12 protein-coding genes are annotated in these 20,521 nt (G+C 71.5%); 7 read left to right on the plus strand and 5 right to left on the minus strand.

What is annotated here, in order from left to right:
• Window positions 1-53: 53 nt before the first annotated feature.
• From ABT070_RS31075 to ABT070_RS31085, 3 genes are all read left to right on the plus strand, one after another.
• Entirely contained in the window at window positions 54-2,306 is a 2,253-nt protein-coding gene (locus ABT070_RS31075) for an MMPL family transporter (protein ID WP_351765414.1), read from the plus strand.
• A gap of 116 nt (window positions 2,307-2,422) precedes the next feature.
• The gene (locus ABT070_RS31080; RefSeq protein WP_351765415.1) at window positions 2,423-3,601 is read left to right on the plus strand and encodes a sensor histidine kinase; all 1,179 of its coding nucleotides are present in this window, start codon (window positions 2,423-2,425) and stop codon (window positions 3,599-3,601) included.
• Between the two features lie 21 nt (window positions 3,602-3,622).
• Window positions 3,623-4,315 carry a response regulator transcription factor gene (locus ABT070_RS31085; RefSeq protein ID WP_351765417.1) on the plus strand — a complete coding sequence of 231 codons (693 nt, stop codon included), beginning with the start codon at window positions 3,623-3,625 and terminating at the stop codon, window positions 4,313-4,315.
• A 52-nt stretch (window positions 4,316-4,367) separates the two neighbouring features.
• On the opposite strand, the gene ABT070_RS31090 is transcribed toward ABT070_RS31085, so the two are convergent.
• From ABT070_RS31090 to ABT070_RS31100, 3 genes are all read right to left on the minus strand, one after another.
• Window positions 4,368-5,717: a sialidase family protein gene (locus ABT070_RS31090; protein ID WP_351765418.1), complete on the minus strand. Its 1,350-nt coding sequence runs from the start codon at window positions 5,715-5,717 to the stop codon at window positions 4,368-4,370.
• Window positions 5,718-6,055: 338 nt separating this feature from the next.
• Window positions 6,056-6,613, minus strand: coding sequence for a DUF3291 domain-containing protein (locus ABT070_RS31095; RefSeq protein WP_351765419.1), 558 nt, complete (start codon window positions 6,611-6,613; stop codon window positions 6,056-6,058).
• Window positions 6,614-7,016: 403 nt separating this feature from the next.
• Window positions 7,017-8,846 carry a glycoside hydrolase family 2 protein gene (locus ABT070_RS31100; RefSeq protein ID WP_351765420.1) on the minus strand — a complete coding sequence of 610 codons (1,830 nt, stop codon included), beginning with the start codon at window positions 8,844-8,846 and terminating at the stop codon, window positions 7,017-7,019.
• A gap of 259 nt (window positions 8,847-9,105) precedes the next feature.
• Between ABT070_RS31100 and ABT070_RS31105 the strand changes: the two genes are divergently transcribed.
• From ABT070_RS31105 to ABT070_RS31120, 4 genes are all read left to right on the plus strand, one after another.
• Window positions 9,106-10,161, plus strand: a complete 1,056-nt coding sequence (locus ABT070_RS31105) for a LacI family DNA-binding transcriptional regulator (RefSeq protein ID WP_351765421.1) — start codon at window positions 9,106-9,108, stop codon at window positions 10,159-10,161.
• Window positions 10,162-10,311: 150 nt separating this feature from the next.
• Entirely contained in the window at window positions 10,312-11,661 is a 1,350-nt protein-coding gene (locus ABT070_RS31110) for an extracellular solute-binding protein (protein WP_351765422.1), read from the plus strand.
• Between the two features lie 19 nt (window positions 11,662-11,680).
• Complete coding sequence (locus tag ABT070_RS31115) at window positions 11,681-12,640, plus strand: carbohydrate ABC transporter permease (RefSeq protein WP_351765424.1); 960 nt, start codon at window positions 11,681-11,683, stop codon at window positions 12,638-12,640.
• 12 nt (window positions 12,641-12,652) lie between these two features.
• Complete coding sequence (locus tag ABT070_RS31120; RefSeq protein ID WP_351765425.1) at window positions 12,653-13,549, plus strand: carbohydrate ABC transporter permease; 897 nt, start codon at window positions 12,653-12,655, stop codon at window positions 13,547-13,549.
• Window positions 13,550-13,712: 163 nt separating this feature from the next.
• Here the strand turns inward: ABT070_RS31120 and ABT070_RS31125 are convergent, their stop codons facing one another.
• A complete protein-coding gene (locus ABT070_RS31125) occupies window positions 13,713-16,958 on the minus strand; it encodes a family 78 glycoside hydrolase catalytic domain (protein ID WP_351765427.1) in 3,246 nt (1,081 codons plus the stop codon).
• A 42-nt stretch (window positions 16,959-17,000) separates the two neighbouring features.
• Window positions 17,001-20,426 (minus strand): glycosyl hydrolase, encoded by a 3,426-nt coding sequence (locus ABT070_RS31130; protein WP_351765428.1) that lies wholly within the window; start codon window positions 20,424-20,426, stop codon window positions 17,001-17,003.
• Window positions 20,427-20,521: the final 95 nt, after the last annotated feature.

Below are 20,521 nucleotides of genomic sequence, written 5' to 3' on the forward strand. Positions count from 1 at the left end.
CCGAACGGACAGCCTGAGGAGGTACCCGAATCAGATGTGGAGACCTCCGTCCCGTGGCTGCTCTTCTCTACCGACTGGGCCGTACGGCCTTTCGACGACGCCGGCTCGTGACCGCCCTGTGGGTGGTCCTGCTGGGCGCCGTCGGGTTTGCCTCGACCATGGCGCCCGCGCCTCCCGACGACACCGCCTCGATGAACGGCATCGAAGCGCAGAGTGCCTACGACCTGCTGCAGAAGCGATTCCCCGGCACCTCCGACAACGCCGACACGGCATCGGCCAGGATTGTCTTCGTCGCTCCGAAGGGGCAGAAGGTCACCGCTTCCGACCACCGCGCCACGATCGAGAAGCTGGTCGACGAGGCCGGCGAGGGCAGTCAGGTCGAGAGCGCGGTCAGCCCCTTCAGGTCGGGTGCGGTCAGCAGGAGCGGTTCCACCGCCTACGCGATCGTCACCTACACGGCGAAGTCCAAGGACATCACCGACTCCACCGAACAGCACCTGCGGGCGGCCGTGGAGGAAGCCCGCGAAGCCGGTCTGACCGTGGACGTCGGCGGCCCGGTGCTCGCCGGTCAGCCCGCGGCCGGCGGTTCCAGCGAGGCGATCGGCATCGGCATCGCCGCGCTGGTGCTGCTCGTCACCTTCGGTTCCCTGACGGCCGCCGGACTGCCGTTGCTGACGGCCGTCCTCGGGGTCGGCATCAGCATGGTGTCGATCACGGCCCTCGGCAGCACGTTCGGGCTGTCCACGACGAGCAGCAGTCTGGCGTCCATGCTGGGCCTGGCCGTCGGCATCGACTACGCGCTGTTCGTCGTGTCCCGGTACCGCGAGGAACGGGCCAGGCACCGCAGCCCGCAGGAAGCCGCCGGTCTCGCCGTGGGAACGGCCGGTGCGGCGGTGGTGTTCGCCGGGCTGACGGTCGTGATCGCGCTGGCGGGGCTCTCGGTCGTCGGCGTTCCGACGCTGACGAAGATGGGTCTGTCGGCGGCCGGGGCCGTCGTGATCGCCGTCCTGGTCGCGCTCACTCTCGTCCCCGCGCTGCTGGGTCTGTTCCCCGACGCCGTTCTGGCCCGCCGGATCCGCAAGGGCAAGCAGAAGGGCGGCGGCACACAGCGCAATGCCGGAACCCGCTGGGCCCGGTTCGTACTGCGCCGCCCGGTTCCGGTGCTGCTGGCCTCGGTCGCGGTGCTGGGGGCACTGGCGCTGCCGGTGGCGGACATGCAGCTGGGCATGCCCGGGGACGAGTCGAAGTCCACGGCGACCACGGAGCGCCGGGCCTACGACGAGCTCGCCGAGGGCTTCGGCCCCGGCTTCAACGGTCCGCTGACCGTCGTCGTGGACGCGAGGGACGCACAGGACCCGGAGTCGGCGGTCGCGGCGATCACGGAGAAGATCGCCGACACCGCGGGAGTCGTGTCCGTCTCGACCGCGAGGTTCAACCCGGCCGGTGACACCGCCCTGTTCACCGCCACCCCCTCCACCGCGCCCACCAGCGAGCAGACCAAGGACCTGGTCCGCACGATCCGCGGCGAACGCGAGGGTCTGCGGTCCGCAACGGATGCGACGTTCCTGGTCTCCGGCACCACGGCGGTGAACATCGACGTCGCCCAGAAGATGCAGAGCGCGTTGGTCCCCTATCTGGCGGTCGTGGTGGGACTCGCCTTCCTGCTGCTGCTCGTGATCTTCCGTTCGGTGCTTGTGCCGCTCAAGGCCGCCGTCGGGTTCCTGCTGTCCGTGCTCGCCGCCCTCGGCGCGGTCGTGGCCGTCTTCCAGTGGGGCTGGGCAGCCGATCTGATCGGCTTGCAGCAGACCGGGCCGATCATGAGCACCATGCCGATCATGATGGTGGGCATCGTGTTCGGTCTGGCCATGGACTACGAGGTGTTCCTGGTCTCCCGGATGCGGGAGGCGTACGTCCGCGGGGAGCGGCCCGCCGATTCGATGGTCAGCGGGTTCCGGCACAGCGCCCGTGTCGTGGTGGCCGCCGCGCTGATCATGATCGCTGTCTTCGCCGGGTTCGTCGGGGCCGGCCTGTCCATGATCAAGATGATCGGTTTCAGCCTGGCCGTGGCCGTGCTGTTCGACGCCTTCCTGGTCCGGATGGTCTTCGTCCCGGCAGTCCTGGCCCTGCTCGGAGAGAGGGCCTGGTGGCTGCCGCACTGGCTCGACCGGCGCCTGCCCCACGTGGACATCGAAGGTGAGGCCCTCGCCGAGCGGAGGACCGGCACCCGGGAGCCGACCGCCGACAAGGAACCGGCATCCGCATCCGTGCCGGCACCGGCACCGGCACCGGCACCGGCACGGAACTGAACCGGCGTCTCCGTGCGCGGCCCGCAGGGCTTCCCCCGGCTTCACGGGAAGCCCTGCGGGTGTCGCGGCGCCGTGTGACCGATCATGGACGGAACACCCCCCGACCGGAGCACCTCATGACCAGCCGCCGGCAGCACTACGCGCAGAAGCATCCGCACGCCGTCGACGCGACGCTCGTCGCGGTGCTGTGCGTCCTTTCCGGACCCGTGGCCCTCTACAGCAGCGACAGCCGTGCCGAGGCACTGGGCTGGTGGTCCACCCTGCCCCTCGCCGTCGTGGCCTCCTGCGCCCTGCTGTGGCGGCGGGCCCGTCCCCGGACCGTGGTCGTCGCCACGGCGGTGTGCGCCGCCGCCGCCGGCGGAATCGGCTACCTGCTCACTCCCATGCTGCTGGCGCCGGTGATCGCGGCCCTGTACGAGCTGGCCGTGCAGGTTCCGCGCAGGACCGCCTACGGGTGGTGCCTCGCCATGACGGCGGTGATCGTGCTGCCGGTGGTCTTCGGTGACCGCTACGGCCATCCCTGGCACCTGGCCGTCGTCAACCCGATCCTGTGTCTCCTGCTGCCGGTGGCCCTGGGGACGGCGGCGCAGGCCAGGCACGCCTATCTCGATGCGGTCAAGGCGCGGGCCGAGTACGCCGAACGCAGCCGTGAGGAGGAAGCCCGGCACCGCGTCGCCGAGGAGCGCGTGCGTATCGCCCGCGAGCTGCACGACGTCGTCGCCCACCACCTGGCGCTCGCCAACGCGCAGGCCGGCACCGCCACCTTCCTCGCGCAGACCAGCCCCCACAAAGTCGCGCCCATGGTCGCCCAGCTCGCCTCCACCACCTCCTCGGCGCTGCGGGAGCTCAAAGCCGCCGTCGGATTCCTGCGCCGGCCGGACGACCCCGACTCGCCCACGGAGCCGACCCCCGGCCTGCGCCAACTGCCCGGCCTCGTCGACTCCTTCACCGCGGCCGGCCTCGAGGTCCAGGTCGTCGTCGACGGTGAGGAGCAGCAGTTGTCGCCCGGCGTCGACCTGACCGCGTACCGGATCGTGCAGGAGGCCCTCACCAACGTCACCAAACACGCGCCGAACAGCACCACGCAGGTCAGGCTGGCCTACGGCAGCGACAGGCTGACCGTCACCGTCACCAACGAGCCCTCCGCCCGCGAGCCGGCCCCGGCCGGTCCCGGCGACGGCTTCGGCCTGATCGGCATGCGGGAACGCGCCCGCTCCGCCGGCGGCCGCTTCGACGCCGGCAGACGGCCCGACGGCGGCTTCACTGTGACCACCGAACTGCCGATCCTCCACTGACTCCGGAGAGCACACACATCCATGACGATCCGCATCCTGCTCGCCGACGACCAAGAACTCCTGCGCACCACCTTCCGGATCCTCATCCAGGAGAATCCCGACATGGAGGTGGTCGGCGAGGCGTCCGACGGAGCGCAGGCCGTCGCCCTCGCCCGCACGCACCGTCCCGACATCGTCCTGATGGACATCCGCATGCCCGGCACCGACGGTCTCGCCGCCACCACCGCCATCTGCCGGGACCCGGACCTCGCCGCCACCCGCGTACTCATCCTCACCACCTTCGAGACCGACGAGTACGTCGCCCGGGCGCTGCGCGCCGGGGCCAGCGGATTCCTCGGCAAGGACGTCTCCGCCTACACCCTGCTGGACGGCATCCGCACGGTCGCCTCCGGCGAGGCCCTCCTGTCTCCGAGCGCCACCCGGACCCTCATCACCCGCTTCCTCACCACGGCCGACCCCCGTTCGGAGCCGCCGCCGGAGCTGACCGCGCTCACGTCCCGGGAACGCGAGGTGATGGCCCTGGCCGCGGACGGCAAGACCAATACGGAGATCGCCGACGACCTCGTCCTCAGCCATCTGACCGTCCGCACCCACATCCAGCGGGCGATGAACAAACTCGGCGCCCGCGACCGCGCGCAACTCGTCGTCATCGCCTACCAGAGCGGCCTCGTACACCCCCGGCCCCGGACGAACGGCGGCAGCGACGACCGGTAGCGGGACCGACCACTCCCCGGCCCCGAGGGCCTGTCTGTTCCTGTCGCGTCCGTCAGTGCGTCGCCTTCACCGCGGGACGCCTGTACAGCTTCAGCGGCACCCGGCTGAAGTTGGAATCCAGGGAGGAGCCGTTGCGCCCGTCGGCCCAGGTGACGTACGCGTACCCGTCGGCCAGGGCTATCCCCGACCAGCGGTCACCGGGAGGACCCATCTCTCCGACCGGCTCGGTCGCGTGGTTGACCTGCACCGGGGCACTGAAGGAGCGCCCGTGGTCGAACGAGACGACCGAGAACGCGTCGCCCGTGGTGGTGCGCCACATGACACCCAGATCACCGTTCGCGCCGAAGTCGATCGCCGGCCGCTGGGCGTTCGGGGTGGAGATCGCACACGGCCCGATCCAGGTCCTGCCGGCGTCCGCGGTGACGTAGACCTCCAGACCGGAGTCCCGGGGCACCATCACGGCGAACCGGCCACGGCGGGAGGGATCGGCCGCCACCCACGGGACGGGATCGGCAGCAGCGCCCAGCCCCGGAGTCGGCACCAGCGACCCGGTGCCGGCCGGAACGGGGGTTCCCCGGCGGTCGTTCACCGTCGTGTTCGTCCACGTCCGGCCGTCGTCACGGCTGACATGGAAGTTCACCGGCTTCCCCGCCTCCTGGGAGGCGGACACGAGGATCCCGCCGTACACGGCGATCTCGCGTCCCGGGTAGCCGCACACCAGTGGGATGCCCGGGGCCACCTGGATGCAGGGCATCGGGCCCGGGATCACCCGCGGCGGGCTGAAGGTGCTGCCGCCGTCGGCGCTGACGGAGACCGCGCTCGGGTACTCCCACACCTTCCCGGCGACCGCGTAGACGTTGCCCGTCGCACCGTCCACCCGCATCTTGGGGGCACCGCCGAGCAGCAGCGGCGTGGTCACCGGAGCGGTCCAGGTCCGGCCGCCGTCCGTCGACCTCGAGACCTGGTTGTGGTTCAGCAGGTTCGCCTCCAGGCCCGAGCTGACCTGGTTGTTGTCCACGTACACGGTTCCCTTCGCGTCGAAGGCCACGCTCGGCTCGCCGCACTTGGGCGCCGCGTCGCCCAGCGGCCAAGGCACCCGGGTCCAGGTGTCGCCCTTGTCGTTCGAGTAGGCCAGGAAACACCCGCCGTCGACCGGCTCCAGGCCCGGCGAAGGCGGGAAGACCGTCGCGACGAACACCAGGTTGTCCGGGTCTCTCGGGTTGACGGCGACCGTCGGCTGGCCCTCCTTGGTGGCGGGCAGGCCGGTGACGTCGACCTCGTGGACGGCCGCACGGTCCGCGTCGTACGGCGTCGCCACCGCGGCGGGTGAACCGCACAGCAGGAACAGCGCTGATAATGCCGCGGAGCTCAGCTTCTTCGACGAACTGATGGACTGCGCCATAGTGATCCCCAACTTCACAAGGCGGACCGGGCCGGCATCGCGGGTGCGACGGGCCGGGACCGTGGGTGTGTGTGAGCCATTGGAGAATGGCAGGACGTCAGGACGGACGGCGTCGTGCAGGTGCAGGCCGGTGAGTACTGCTCCGGCAGGCCACGGAGCGGCCCATCTCCTGCCACGGCAATATTGACTTGCTCGGCGCGGGACAGGCGGTGTTCGCGAGGCAGCGGGCGAAGCCCCAGGTACCGGCGGAGCCGCCGTTGGCGCAGATACAGAAGCATCTGTGCGCCGTCGTTCGATCGAGGCGTTCGCCAGCGAACCCGGTCGTGCAGGCTTACCTGTCAGCGAACCCGGTCGCTCTTCGGCCCGATGCCATCGGTCCTGGCCTGAGTTCCGTCCGGGGCGAAGGAGTGGTGGAAGGTGAAGGCGCGCGGCGCGGAGCCGTGGTCGTGCAGGTGTTCCAGCCTGGACACTCCGTCCTGCCAGGTGGGTATCACGCCGTCGGAGACCCACCAGCACACGTGATTCGGGTGTCCTGTCCTCTCGAACCAGTCGTAACGCCTGTTCAGCGCCGCACGGTGCAGGCCGGTGTAGATGGCGTCGAAGGCGGGGCGCAGGTCGGTCCAGAGGGAGAGGGTCGCGGCCAGGGCGGTGGTTTCCACCGTCCGGCCCTTGCCGTACCAGGTCGGTACGGCGAACTCTCCCCATGCACCCCAGTCCGCCTCGAAGAGCATGCCCGGGTCACCGTCTGCCACTTCGGCACGCGCGAGGTATCCGGGGTGCTGACCGATCTTCCGGTAGACGGCCTCACCGATGTCGTAGAACTCGCGCGTGAGAGGTGCGGGATCGACGAGAGGTGACTTCAGGACGCCGAATGTGTACAGAGCAAGGTGGGGCATGCGTCTCTCCCTGGTCGAGGCTGCCCGGCGTGGACCCGGCGACGTGTTCGCCGGCCTGCGCATGGGGGCGAGGGTTCGTGGGCAGGCCTAGTCATCCCGTCGCGGGTGGCTCGGCCTGAGGGAACTCCTGCGCGACCATGGGCGATCGCCGAAGACCAGGTGAAGGTAGCTGCCTCTGCGGGCCATGTCGAAGTTGCGTTTTCCCTGCCCAAGTGGCCTCGTGCACCGGTCGTTCCGGGGGCTGGGGCGGTGACGGGCGGGGCAGGCTGCGGGATACCTGATCCGCTTCGGCCGACCGGCTCACCGCGGCGTTCCCGAACCGGCCCCGGCCCGACGCCGGCCGGCCCCGAGGTCGGAACAGCCGGGGCGGCCGCCCGTACCCGGTGGGCGGCCGCCCCGGCTGTCACGCCGTGCCGTCCTTCTCCCCGGTGACGATGTGCCGGATCGTCTCCAGCGGCAGCTTCGGCGAGCCGTCGGGGAAGAGCAGACCGTTGGTCTCCTGCGCGGTGTCCATGAACTGCGTGTAGCAGAAGCCCGTGACGATCGGGCTCGCCCGCAGCGCGGCGAACAGGTCGCCCAGCAGCGCCGCGTACTGCGTGTCGGAGCTCGTCCGGGTGTAGGAGAAGTCGCCGTCGTCGGCGCGCAGCGAGAGCCCGCCGAACTCGGTGATCATCAGCGGTGCGTCGCCCGCCGCGTACCGCTCGACCTGCCGGTCGGTGACCGCCAGCACCCTCCCCTGCGGCCCCGGTCCGGCCAGCAGCGTGTCGAAGGCCGCCGCGTCGCCGTAGCGGCGGGTGAGCACCTCGGGGTCGGCCGAGTAGTCGTGGACGCCGAGGATGTCGCTGTCGGTGTGCTCCCAGCCCTCGTTCGACAGCACCGGCCGGGTCGGGTCGACGGCCCGGGTGAGGGCGGCCAGGGCGACGGAGTAGTTCCGCTGCGCGGTGTCGTGCGGGATGTCCGACGCGCCCCAGCTCTCGTTGATCGGCACCCAGGTGACGATCGAAGGATGGCTGCGGTCCCGTCGCACCAGGTCCAGCCACTCGCGGCTGAGCAGTTCCACGGCCTCGGCGTTGAACTCGTACGCCGCCGCGGTCTCCCCCCACACCAGCAGGCCGAGCCGGTCGGCCCAGTACAGGAAACGGGGGTCCTCGGCCTTCTGGTGGATTCGGACCGCGTTGAACCCCATCGCCTTGATCAGCTCGACCTCGCGGCGCAGCTCCGCGGTGCCCGAGTTCGCGAGCAGGGTCTGCGGCCGGTAGCCCTGGTTGAGCACCGAACGCACGTAGTAGGGACGGTCGTTGAGCAGGAAGGCGCCCCGGCCGACACCGGCGCTGCGCAGTCCGACGTAGCTGTCGACCGTGTCGACGACGGCGCCGCCGTCGGTCTCGCGCACGGTCACCCGCGCGTCGATCAGCGTGGGCCGTTCGGGGCTCCACAGCAGGTCCTCGCGGTCGATCCCGTTGCGCAGCGCGGGGACGACGACGTCGATGCGGCTGCGCGGGGTGCGCACCTCGGTGGTGCTCCGCGCCAGCACCTCGTCGCCGAGGCTCAGCACGATCTCCACGGTCAGTCCGGCGGCGGGCACCGCGGCCAGGGCGACCTCGGCCAGCACACCGCGGGCGGGGTCGGTCAGCCAGGCCAGGTCGGTGACGTGCTGGGCGGCCACCGTCTCCGTCCACACGGTCTGCCAGATGCCGGTGGTCCGCTCGTACCAGACCGCGTGCGGCCGAGGCTGCCAGTCCTGCTTGCCGCGCGGCTGCGCGAGGTCGGCCGGGTCGTCCTCGGCACGGACGACGAGCACGTGCTCGTCGGCGCCGGGCCGCAGCGCGTCGGTGACATCGGCGGTGAACGGGGTCTGCCCGCCGATGTGTTCGGCCACCGGCGTGCCGTCCAGCCAGACCTTCGCCCGGTGGTCGACGGCGCCGAAGTGCACCAGCGACCGGTCGTCGCCGCCGACCGCGAGGACCGCGTGCGGTATGCGGCGCCGGTACCAGACGACCCGGTGCGGCGCGGTCTCGCCGATTCCGGAAGCGGGCGCCTCGGGCGGGAACGGCACGGTGATCTCCCGGTCGAAGGCACCCGGGCCGACGCCCCCGACCGGCGCGAACCACGCCTCGCGTTCGCCCGAGCCCGCGTCGTCGAACGCGAAGTCCCAGACCCCGTCGAGACTGTGCCACCGCTCCCGCCGCAGGATCGGCCTCGGATACGTCCCGTCCTGCTCGCTCGCCCTCACGAAGCCTCCTTCATCCTTCTGCCGATACTCTGTCCGCATTGATCGCCTATGTCGGCTTTCTGTCATTCCGGCCTTCCGGCATCCCGGCCTTCCGGCATTCCGGTGTTTCCGTGGCCGGAAGCCCTGCCATCATGAGTGATCGTTTGCATCGATGCAAGACATCGGCAGGACGTGACGACCCGGCGGCACTGCCGGTGCGGCAGACTCCAGGGGCGGGTCGACGAACCAGCGAGCCGCGCGGAGCGGGGAGGAGCCCAGGGTGACCAGAGTGCGGATGCGGGACGTGGCCGAGCACGCCGGAGTCTCGGTACGGACGGTGTCGAACGTGGTCAGCGGCTACCCGCACGTGAGCCCGGAGACCCGGGCGCGGGTGCAGCGTTCACTGGACGAACTGGGCTACCGGATGGACTACCTGGCCCGCGGACTGCGTTCGGGCCGCACCGGGTTCATCGCCCTGGCGGTGCCGTACCTCGCCGAGCCCTACTTCGCCGAGCTCGCCCACACCGTCGTCCGGGCCGCGGGCCGGCGCGGGATCACGGTGCTGGTCGAGGCGACGGCGGGCGACAGCGCGGTCGAGCGGCACATCCTCGACGGCGGTCTCACCAATGTCGCCGACGGCGTGCTGCTCAGCGCCCTGACCGTGCCGGCCCTGGACGTCGCCGCCAAGGGCCCCGACTTCCCGCTGGTCATGCTGGGTGAGCACAGCGTCGGCGACCAGTTCCCGCGGGTCGGCATCGACAACGTGGCGGCGGCCCGGGTCGCGGTGGAGCACCTGCTGGAACAGGGCTGCCGCCGGATCGTCGCGCTCGGCCAGAACGGCAGCGAGAACGGCAGGCAGCGTACCGAGGGCTACCGGCAGGCGCTGTCCGCGGCCCGGGTGCGGCGGGTGAACTGGCTGGTCGAGCCGGTCGAGGACTGGAACCGGGACCAGGGGTACGCGGCCGTGCGGGAGCTGCTGGAAGGCGACGACGGCCCGCTGCCCGACGGGATCTTCGCGTACAACGACGCGCTGGCCGTCGGGGCGCTGCGGGCGCTGGGCGCGTCCGGCGTACGGGTGCCCGAGGACATCGCGGTGGTCGGCATCGACGCCATTCGGGAGTCGGCGTACACCCACCCGCCGCTCACCTCGATCGCCCCCGACCTGGACGTCATCGCCGAGCGTGCGCTCACCCTGCTCGAGGAGCAGATGCGGGAGCGGTCGGGGCGTCCCGCCGGCCAGGACGGCCCCGCGGCCCCCGCGGCGGCCGTCCAGGAGGCGACCCCCTTCCGGCTGGTGGTCCGGGAGTCCTCTCTCCGGCGCCCCGGACAGAGCTGACCGGCCGCCCGCCCGACCCCGCGGCCTGCTCGAAACGGCCCCGCACCCGAACGCAAGAGGGGTTTCCCGCCAACCTATTGCATCGATGCAAAGCATGTGCGAGGGTCTGCGCCATCGAGTTCACATCGAATTAACGAGGTGAATACCCCCATGAGCGGAGCGATGGCGCGCCGACGGTTTCTGGCCCTCGGCGGCGGTCTAGCCCTGTCCGGAGGGCTCGCGGCGTGCTCGTCCTCCTCCCCGCTCGTGTCCGGCCTGGCGGGAACCCAGCCGAACACCGCGGATGTCATCTTCTGGAACCTCTTCACCGGCGGTGACGGCGCCAACATGGTGCTGATGGAGGACGCGTTCCGCAAAGCCAACCCCGGCACCTCCGTCGAGGCGACGATCCTCGGCTGGGGCAACCCCTACTACACCAAGCTCGCCCTGGCCACCGCGAGCGGCACACCCCCGGACGTCGGCATCACCCATCTCTCGCGGCTTCCGCTGCTGGCCGCGTCCGGCCTGCTGGAGCCCATCGAGAGCACCGGTGTCGAGGACCTGGGCATCACCGAGGACCGGTTCACCCCGGCGGCCTGGCAGAAGTCCACCGTGGACGGCCAGGTGTACGCGGTCCCCCTCGACACCCATCCCTTCGTGCTCTATTACAACGTGGACCTGGCCCGCAAGGCCGGCCTCCTCAACGCCGCCGGCGACGACCTCGCCCCGCTCGAGGGCCAGGACGACTTCCTGGCCGCCGTGCGGGCGATGAAGGAGGAGGGCGGCGCCCCGTACGGGGCGGTGATGTCGATCACCGCCGACCCGTCCACCGCGTGGCGGTACTTCAGCATGATCTACTCCGGCCTCGCCGGACCGGTCGTCACCGACTCCGGCACGAAGATCGACGTCGACGAGGAGGCGATGCAGGAGACGTTCGCCTTCATGCAGAGCCTCACCGCGGACGGCCTGATGCCCAAGAACCTCAACGGCTCCGGCGCCAACGCGCTGTTCAGCACCGGCAAGGCCGGCTTCCTCTTCGACGGCGAGTGGCAGATCCCTTCGTACCGCGCGATCAAGGGCCTGGACTTCAACGTCGTGCCGTTCCCGGCGCTGCTCGGCCCCGAGCCGGTGGCCTACGCCGACTCGCACGCGCTGGTCGTCCCGCGCAACGACAAGCGTTCCGACGCCCGTACCCGGAACGCGGCACGGTTCGTCAAGTCCCTCCTGGAGGACAGCGCCGTATGGGCGAAGGGCGGGCACGTCCCGGCCTGGCTGCCGACCCAGCGCAGCAAGGCGTTCCTGGACCAGTCGCCGCAGCGCAACTACGTACAGGCGGCCTTCGACGCGCGGTACGACCCGGTCGCCTGGTACACCGGCGCGGGCTCGGACTTCCAGAGCACGGTGGGCGCGGTGGTCATCGACGTCCTCGCCGGGCGGAGCACGCCCCGGGCCGCTGTCGCCGCGATGCGCTCCGGCCTCAAGCGGTACACCACGTCCCGACCGCCGGTCACGATGAAGTGAAGCAGGAGGCAGCCACACCATGACGACCGTCGCCTCGACCTCGTCCTCGACCGGACCGGCGCCCGCAGCGCCCACCACGGCTCCGCCGCCCGACCGGCCGCCCCGCTCCGAACGCCGGGCCGGTGTGCTGCTCAGCACGCCCTTCCTCGTCATCTACCTGCTGTTCCTGGCCGGCCCGCTGCTCGTGGGCGTGGTCCTGAGCTTCTTCAACACCACCACCGTCAAGAGCGGCCCGGGCGACTTCGTCGGCCTGTCGAACTACTCCGAGGTGATCACCGACCCGCTGTTCTGGGACGCGATGTGGCACTCGGTGTTCTTCACCCTGCTGACCACACCGCTGCTGGTGGTCCTCGCGCTGGTCGTCGCCATCCTCGCCGCCCGCATGCCGCGCGGCCGGGTCTTCTACCGGCTGGCCTTCTTCGCGCCGTACGTCGTGCCGTCGTCCGTGGTCGCGCTGATCTTCCTGTGGATGTACACCCCGCAGATCGGACTGCTGCCCAAGCTCTTCGGGACCGTCGGACTGCCGGTGCCGGACTTCATCGGCAGCACCTCGGGCGGCTGGACCGCCGTGACGCTGATGACCCTGTGGTGGACCTTCGGCTTCAACTTCGTCCTCTACACCGCCGCGATCCAGGACGTCCCGCCGACCGTCTACGAGGCGGCGGCCATCGACGGGGCGGGGCCCTGGCAGCAGATCCGCTTCATCACCGTACCGATGCTCGGGCGGACCACGAGCCTGGTGCTGATCCTGCAGGTCCTCGCCTCGCTCAAGGTCTTCGACCAGATCTACCTGCTCCTGGGCGGCGGCCCCAACCAGTCCACCCGGCCGGTCATCGAGTACATCTACGACACCGGCTTCACCTCCTACCGGGGTGGCTACGGCGCTGCCGCCACCATGGTCTATTTCGTCATCATCGTCGCGATCTCGGCGGCCTGGTACGGGCTGCGGCGCCGACGCGCGACCAGCGCCCCGGCCTGAGCGGAGGACCTCATGACCACAACCACCCAGCCGCGGCCCCTCTCGAAGGCCGGCTCCGGCTCCGGCTCCGATCCCGGATCGCCCGCGGTCGACGGCGCGAAGCTCTTCAACCGGCTCTGCGCGGTCTGCCTCACCCTGTTCGCCCTGATCTGGCTGGTGCCCTTCGCCTGGGCGCTCGTCACCTCGCTGCGCAGGGACCCGGCGATCACCCAGGACCCGACCTCGCCGTTCGCCGGCGGCTGGTCCCTTGACGCCTACTCCTACGCCTGGAACAACTACCCGATCGGCAGCTGGTATCTGAACAGCCTGGTCGTCTCGACCCTCGCCGTGCTGTTCACGGTGACCTTCTGCTCGATGGCGGGCTTCGCGCTGGCGTTCCTGCGCTTCCGCGGCCGCCCCGTGCTGATGGGCCTGATCGCGGCGGGCCTGATGCTGCCGACCGAGGCGCTGGTGCTGCCGCAGTTCATCGAGTACCGGGCGTTCGGCCTGCTCGGCACCTTCTGGGCGCTGATCCTTCCCTCGATCGCCGCCCCGGTCTCCGTCTTCGTCTTCCAGGCGTTCTTCCGCGGCATCCCCATCGCGCTGATCGAGGCCGCCCGCATCGACGGCGCGAGCTGGTGGCGGATCTACGCGACGGTCTGCATGCCGCTGTGCCGCCCGGCCCTGTCCACCGTGGCCATCCTCACCTTCATCACCTCCTGGAACTCCTTCCTCTGGCCCCTGCTCGTTCTCAACCAGACCAAGTCCCAGACCATCCCCGTCGGTCTGGCCTCCCTGATCAACAACAGCAACATCCAGTACGCGGAGGTCATGGCCTCCTCGGTCCTGGGCTTCCTGCCTCTGATCGCGGTCTTCCTGGTCTTCCAGCGACAGATCACGCAGGGGATCGCCACGACCGGAATCAAGTAGCCGGAGTCCCGCAGGAGAACAGGAGAACAGGAGAACAGGAGAACAGGAGAACAGGGGCAGGAGAACAGGAGCGCCGGGGCAGCAGCGGCGGCCCACCGCGGCGGAGCCGGAGACCTGGAGCCGGTCTCGGTGCTCCGCCGCGATGGGCATCGATGCATGACGGCTACAGCGTCGAGCCGAAGCTCCAGTGCCCCGAACCGACCGCGTACACGGCCTCGGTGGGCGTGGAGCGCACCGGGCGCGCGCCGCGCGGGGCGGTGACACGGCCGTCACCGGTGGGGACGTGGATCTCCGCCGTGCTGCCGGCCGGCACCTGAACCGTCAGGCGGAAGCGGCCGTCCGTCCGGGCCCAGTCGGTGCGGGCCAGACCGTAGGGGGTGCGGTACGAGCCGGACGCCGAGGTCAGGTCGCCCTCGACGGCCGGGTCGATGAGCAGTTCCGCGTAGCCCACCGATTCCGGCGTCTGCGCGATACCGGCGACCCTGCTGGTGAACCAGGAGTCGATGGCTCCGAGCATGAAGTGGTTCTGCGACTGGCCGGGACCGCCGTCCCAGGACTCGCCGAGCGTGGTGTTGCCGGCGGCCACCTGGTAGCCGTAACTGGGGCTGGTGGTCCGGGTGGCGATGCGCTGGACGACGTCGTCGCGGCCGGCCTCGGAGAGGACACGGAACGCGGCGGGCAGGGAGATCTCGCCCAGCAGCAGGTGGTGGCCTGCGGTCTCGACGGCTCCGGTGAAGTGGGCCAGCAGGCGGTCCTTCTCCCCTTCCGGGTAGGCGCCCATGTCGAGGGCGAGGGCCTCCGCCCCCTGGCCGCCGCCCGCGAAGGTGCCGGTCGCCGCGTCGTAGTACCTGGCCTCCAGGGCCCGGGCGGCGGTGTCGGCCTTCGTCCGGTACTCCGCGGCCGCCGCGTCGTCGTCGAGGACGGTGGCGATGCGGGCGAGGGCGTCCACGACACGCCAGTAGCCGTACGTGCCGGCCACCGCGCGCGGGAAGGTGCGGTCCGGGGTGAACCAGTCGCCGAGGCCGTAGTCGAGGATGCCGTCGGCCACCTGGGTCTGGAGGAAGGCCGCGTACCGGCGCATGCCGGGGTAGTAGGTGCGCAGGGTGTCGGCGTCGCCGTAGGTCGTGTAGAGCTGCCAGGGCACCAGGACGAAGGCGCCGCCCCAGTTGGAGTCGTTGCGGTACGCGCCCGGCAGGCTCGTGTACTCGGGAACGGTGCTCGGGATCAGTCCCTCGGCGGTCTGCGCGTCGGCCATGTCCCGCACTATCTTGCGCAGTTGGGCCTGCATGTCGTAGTTGGCGGCGAGCGTGGGGAAGACCAGCTGGTCCTGTTCGAGCCAGCCCAGCTTCTCCCGGCTCGGGCAGTCGGTGAGGACGCTCATCATGTTGCCCTCGACGGCCCGGCGGATCAGGCCGTGGATGCCGTTGATCAGCGGGTCGGAGCTGGTGAACGTGCCGGCCGAGGCGTTGTCGGTGCGCAGCACCCGGCCGCGCACGGTGACCTTCGCCCCGTCGGGCAGGCCCTTCAGCTCCAGGTAGCGGAAGCCGTGGTAGCCGAAGGTCGGATGCCAGGTGGCACTGCGGGTGTCGCGGGTGGTGTAGCTGTCCCACAGGGGGCCGCCGACGTTGCTGATGGACTGGAACGCGTGGCCGTCCTTGAGACTCTCGGCCGGGTAGACGCGGACCTCCGTGCCGGCGGGCGCGCTGACGGTGATCTGCGGCCAGCCGGCGATGTTGCGGCCGAGATCGAAGACGCGGCTCCCCGCCGCTGCGTCGACCTCCTTGCCGGTGAGGGTCTGCACGACCCGGATCGGTTCGGTCTCGCGGGCGCTGAGTGCGGCCGGCGCGTCCGTGGTGCCCGGCGCGGTGACGGTGACCGCGCGGTCCCAGGAACGGCGGTCGCCCCGGGGCTCGTCCCAGTGCGGGATCTCGCGGCGGGCGTCGTGGTCCTCGCCGCCGTACCAGTTGCTGGAGGTGGTGGGACCGAGCGTGGTGCGCCAGTCGTCGCCGCTCGTCACGGTGCGGACGCTGCCGTCGGCGAGGGTGATCTCCAGCTGCGCGATGAGCTTCGGGTCGCTGATGTTGCCGTACAGCTTGCGGTAGCGGTCGGCGGTGCTGACGACGTTGGACATCCCGTTGCCCAGAGCCACGCCGAGGGTGTTGGCGCCCGCGCGCAGCCCGTCGGTGACGTCGTAGGTGGCGTACTGGACGCGCTCGCGGTAGTCGGTGTTGGCCGGCTCCAGCACGGCGTCGCCCACCGGCTCACCGTTGAGGGTGGCGTCGTAGATGCCCAGACCGGCGACGTACAGTCGGCCGCTGCGCACGCCTCGTGGCAGCGTGAAGTCGTCGGCGAGCAGCGGCAGTCCGGCCGGGAGGTAGGGCTTCGGCGGCTGCTGTCCGCCGACCGCGGAGACCCGGGTGTACGGTCCGCTCGCCGCGTCGGCCGTGGACAGGGCGTAGTCGACGGGGAAGTTCGGGACGCGGCCGTCGTCGGTGAGGACGTCGGCCCTCGGGTAGAGCGCCACCCGGTCGAAGGTCTTGGCCGACTTGAGGTCGAGGGTGAGGGTGACGGGGGTGGCCGAGGTGTCCGCGGAGCTGTGGGCCGCGCTGGAGTAGCCGGCGGCGGTCTGCAGGGCGCTGTTGGGCAGGCCGTCCACCGCGAGGGCGGGTTCGTAGGTCTTGCGGACGGTGGTCGTCTCGGAGGCGGTGACCGCTGCACCCTTGGCGAGCCCCGCCGTGGAGGTCGCCGAGTCCCGTACGTCGATCTCGCCGAGCTGGAGCCGCCAGGTGCGGGCGTCGACGCTCTCCTTCAGCGGCAGGCCGAGGCGGGTCACGTCGAGCCGGAGGTAACGGGCGGTCGTGCGGGGCAGTTCGACGACGACCGGCTCGATCTCCCGCTCGCTCAGCCGCCATTCGGGGTGGGTGATCCAGTCGGCCTGCCAGTCGGACGCGCGGGTCAGCCCGGTCTCGAAGACGGCTGGGTCGCTCCAGCCGGAGTCGCGGCCGGCCCCGGACCAGAGCATGACGCGCCAGTGGACGCGGGTGCGGGAGCCGAGGGCGCGGCCCGCGTAGGTCGTCTCCGGGACGGCGGAGGAGACCTTGCCGGAATCCCACAGGTCGGCCCGGCCCGAGCGCAGACGCTCGGCCGAGGTGGCCGCCTGGACGCGGTAGGCGCCCTGCAGGACGCTCGCGGTGCGGGCCGTGGTCCGCCAGCTGAGCACCGGGGTGGTGTCGTCGATGCCCAGCGCCTCGTCGAGGTGCTGGGTGCGCAGGTGCCCCGGGGTGAGGGTGCCGGCCGTCGCGGCGGAGGCCGGGAGGGTGCAGGAGACGGCTGTGACGAGGGCGGTCAGCGCGGCGGTCACCAGGAGGGCGAGGCGTCGGCGTCCGACGCGGGGTCCGGATCTGGGCATGGAGGTCCTTCGGGGAGTGGTTCCTTCGGCCGGGGGTGCGCGTCAGACGCGGTCGAGCACGGCGGTCACGCGGCGCCGGAAGCGCAGGCTCACCGGACCGAGCAGACCGGAGGGCAAGGGCTTGTTGCGCTCGTTGGACAGGGTGTTGGAGACGCGTACGGCGAGGCGGTTGTCTCCGGGGACGAGCAGACCGGTGACGTCCGTGACGAACGGCGCCCACAGCAGCGGGTCGAGTTCCTCGCCGTTGACCGTCACCCCGGCCACGTCCCGCACGTCGCCGAGGTCCAGCAGGACGCGCCGGCCGTCGAGGACGGCACGGTCCACGTCGATCCGTGTGGTGTAGGTGGCGCTGCCGGAGAAGAGCGGGGCGGTCGTGGTCCAGCTGCCGAGCGGGCCGGTGACCGGGGTGTCGCCGGCCCGGTCCAGGGTGAGCGTCCAGTCGCCGGTGACGGGGACCGGGGTGAGCGGGTCGTCGACGCGGACCGTGCCCCGGTAGGTGCGGCCGGAGTCCGTGCCGGTGAGCCGATGGGTGCCGGGCTCCGACGCCTCGACCGTGGCTCGCAGTTCGCGGCCGTGCCGCTCGACGGAGAGGACGTCCAAGGAGGCGTCCGTGAGGTGCGGCGGGGCCGTGGCGTCGCGGCGCACGACGACGATCCGGGTCTCGTACGCCTGGAAGGTCAGCGGTAGGTGCAGACCGCGCCTGCTCGCCCGGTGGACGGGCGCCGGTACGGTCTCGCCGGTCGCCGGGTCCCACAGTTCCGGGACGCCCTCGGCGGCCAGGACCGCGGTGGTCGTGACGGCCGTGGCGCTCTCGTTGTTGAAGAGGAAGGCGGTGTCGTCTCCCCGGGTGACGCGCAGGGCCCGGATCGTCTCCCGGGCGGGTTCCAGGACGGCGACCGCCGCCCCGGCGTCCCGCGCGGCCGCGCCCAGGGCGTCGGCGTCGGCGACGCGTACCGCGTGTCCCCGTCCGAGGGCACGGCTGCCGGGGACGCCGTCGCCGAACAGGTCGTCGAGCGCGCGGGTCAGGGAGCGGTCGTTGCCGTCGGCCTCGTCGGCGGGCAGTGCGCCCACGGCGACGACGGTGCCCCCGGCCCGGACGAAGTCGCGCAGCGCGCGGACGCCGGCCGCTGCCAGGGTCGGGACGACGGGCAGGACGACGAGGTCGTAGCGGGCGGCTCCGACAGCGAGGCGGCCGGACCGCACGCGGGCGTGCGCCAGCAGGTCCGGGTCGTCGGTGAGGGCGCCCTCGTGGAGGAGGTCGAAGTCGACCTGGGCGCGCTCCAGGGCGTAGGCGGCGTCGGCGAGGGCTCCGTCGATCCCGCCCTGACGGTCGGTGCCGGTCCACTGTTCGGCGGCCCGCTGCGGCTGGAGGATCGCCGTACGGGCGGCGGACGTGCCGCGGGCCGCCTCCATGACCCGGCCGATCCACTCGGCGAGCGGCCGCATGGACCACCACCAGGGGGCACGGGGGCCGAAGGGCGGCGGGAAGTAGACGACGGCCTCGTCGGTCCACAGCGCGTGCAGGACGGTCAGGTTGACTCCGCGGGCGGCCTGCGCCCCGACGGTCGCGTGCACGAAGCCGGGCGTGACCTGCCAGCCCATGTTGCCGAACATCTCCATCAGGGCCCGTTCCCGGCCCATCTGGTGGGCGACCGAGACCGGGTTGCGCGGCAGCATGGTCTGCTGCCCGGGCACGTACTCGGCGGTGATGATGTCGCCGCCTGGGACCTGTGCCCACTGGTTGACCTTGTGCAGGTCGCCGGTGGTGGGGATGCGCTTGGCGGGGGCGGCCTCGTCGTAGAGCGGGTTGGTGATCAGTGCGACGTCGCGCTCCTCGCACCAGCGGGCCTGGGCGCGGAAGTACCGGGCGAACCGGTTGGAGACGGCCTGCCAGTAGCGGCCGCGCGCGATCCGGCCGGTGCGGCCGAGGTCGTCGAAGGCGGCGGCGTAGGCCACGCCCGGCTCGACGTCCACCGCGCGCAGCGCCTTGTCGAGCGTCGGTGACCAGGGCAGCCGCTTGAAGTGGGCCTCGGCGGAGGCGAAGAAGGGCTCGTCGTCCCAGAATCCGGGGACGACCGTGCCGAAGTAGCGGCGGAAGCGGCGGTGGTACTCGCCGGGGACGATGTCGAGGAAGAGCCGTACGGGCTCGTCGTCGAGCAGGTCCACGTAACTGCGGCTGTAGCCCTGGGTGTCGTCGATCAGCGGAACACCGCCGAACAGGTCGATCTGCCAACGCCCCGCGGGGACCTGCCAGCTGCCGTCCTTCGTGAGCCGTGCCGTCAGGTCGACCACGTCGGACCCGTCCGCGGTGCCGGCCGGGCGGGCCGCGGCGGCGACGGCCGTGACACCGAGGGACTCCCGCTCGGGGAAGTCGCCCGCGGCGGCCGCGTCGTCGAACGTCGTCGAGTACAGCGTGGTGCCGTCGGCCGCGGTGACGGCGAGGCTGTCCCACAGGCCGCGTTCGTCACCGACCGCGCGCACTCCGACGCCTCCCGAGGGGTGGCGCTCGTCGGTCACCGAGCCCTTGTCGCGGCCGTCGAGGGTGATCGAGACGGTGGCTCCGCGGACGGTGACGGCGAGGGTGTGGTACTTGGTCTTGTTGAAGCCGTCGGTCCGGGTGCTGCGCAGCAGTTGCACGGGGGCGGAGTCCCGGCTCAGTCGCTGCACGGTGACGACACCGGTCTGGTCGAAGGCGACCGCGTAGCCGTCCAGGGCGTCCGCGGAGGCCCGCACGACGAGCCCGGCGGCGGTGTGGTCCGCCTTGGCGCTCGCGGTGACGGTCAGGTCGCTCCACCGCTCCCCGCCGCGCAGCACGGTGGCCCCGTCGAGGACCGCGGCGTCGGCGACCAGGTGGCCGGCCTCCACGCCCACGCCGGTGCTGCGGCGCAGGTCGGCGCGGGCCGGTCCCTGGACCACCGTGGTGGAACGCCACAGGGCCTTGAGCCGGAGGTCCGGGCGTGGCCGGTAGGTGCGGGCGCCGACGGTGCCGCCCTTGACGATGTACTCGCCGGCCCGGCCGCTCGGGAAGTGGTCGTCGTTGAACAGCCACACGCGCATACCGGTGCGCTCCGCGGTGCGCAGCACGTGCTCGACGATGGCGAACCAGTCCTCGGTGAAGAAGACGGGCCGCATGGCATCGTTGTCGAAGGAGAACAGGATCACCTCGTACATGCCCTTGTCCCGCAGGTCGGCCAGCTGCCGGTCGACGAGGTCCGCGGTCACGGGGCCGTTCCAGTACCAGTAGACGGTGGGGCGGCTGTCCCGGGGCGGGTCGGTGAAGCGCCGGGCGGTGAAGGCGGCGGGGGCGGTGCCCGATGACGGGTCCCGGGGCGCGGCGGAGGCTGCCGGTACCGCGAGGCCGAGACCGGGCAGGCCCGTGGCGACGGCGGTGCCGACGCTCGCGGCGGCGACGAATCCGCGTCTGGAGAGCGGGAGTTCGGGGGTCTGGCCGGGGGTGATGTCGGACATGCGTGAGCTCCTGCGGGCTACGGCGCGCGGCCGTGACGGATCGGAAGAGGGTGGTGCGGGTGCGGACGCGGGTGCGAAGGGGGTGTTGTGCTCAG

It is taken from the genome of Streptomyces sp. NPDC002884, assembly GCF_040295245.1.
GTDB lineage: Bacteria > Actinomycetota > Actinomycetes > Streptomycetales > Streptomycetaceae > Streptomyces.

What these genes read in the sequence shown, in the direction of transcription:
- ABT070_RS31115 (WP_351765424.1), top strand. Translation starts at nt 11,681, where the DNA reads ATGACGACCGTCGCCTCGACCTCGTCCTCGACCGGACCGGCGCCCGCA.
- ABT070_RS31085 (WP_351765417.1), top strand. Translation starts at nt 3,623, where the DNA reads ATGACGATCCGCATCCTGCTCGCCGACGACCAAGAACTCCTGCGCACC.
- ABT070_RS31125 (WP_351765427.1), bottom strand. Translation starts at nt 16,958, where the DNA reads ATGCCCAGATCCGGACCCCGCGTCGGACGCCGACGCCTCGCCCTCCTG.
- ABT070_RS31095 (WP_351765419.1), bottom strand. Translation starts at nt 6,613, where the DNA reads ATGCCCCACCTTGCTCTGTACACATTCGGCGTCCTGAAGTCACCTCTC.
- ABT070_RS31090 (WP_351765418.1), bottom strand. Translation starts at nt 5,717, where the DNA reads ATGGCGCAGTCCATCAGTTCGTCGAAGAAGCTGAGCTCCGCGGCATTA.
- ABT070_RS31080 (WP_351765415.1), top strand. Translation starts at nt 2,423, where the DNA reads ATGACCAGCCGCCGGCAGCACTACGCGCAGAAGCATCCGCACGCCGTC.
- ABT070_RS31120 (WP_351765425.1), top strand. Translation starts at nt 12,653, where the DNA reads ATGACCACAACCACCCAGCCGCGGCCCCTCTCGAAGGCCGGCTCCGGC.
- ABT070_RS31130 (WP_351765428.1), bottom strand. Translation starts at nt 20,426, where the DNA reads ATGTCCGACATCACCCCCGGCCAGACCCCCGAACTCCCGCTCTCCAGA.
- ABT070_RS31110 (WP_351765422.1), top strand. Translation starts at nt 10,312, where the DNA reads ATGAGCGGAGCGATGGCGCGCCGACGGTTTCTGGCCCTCGGCGGCGGT.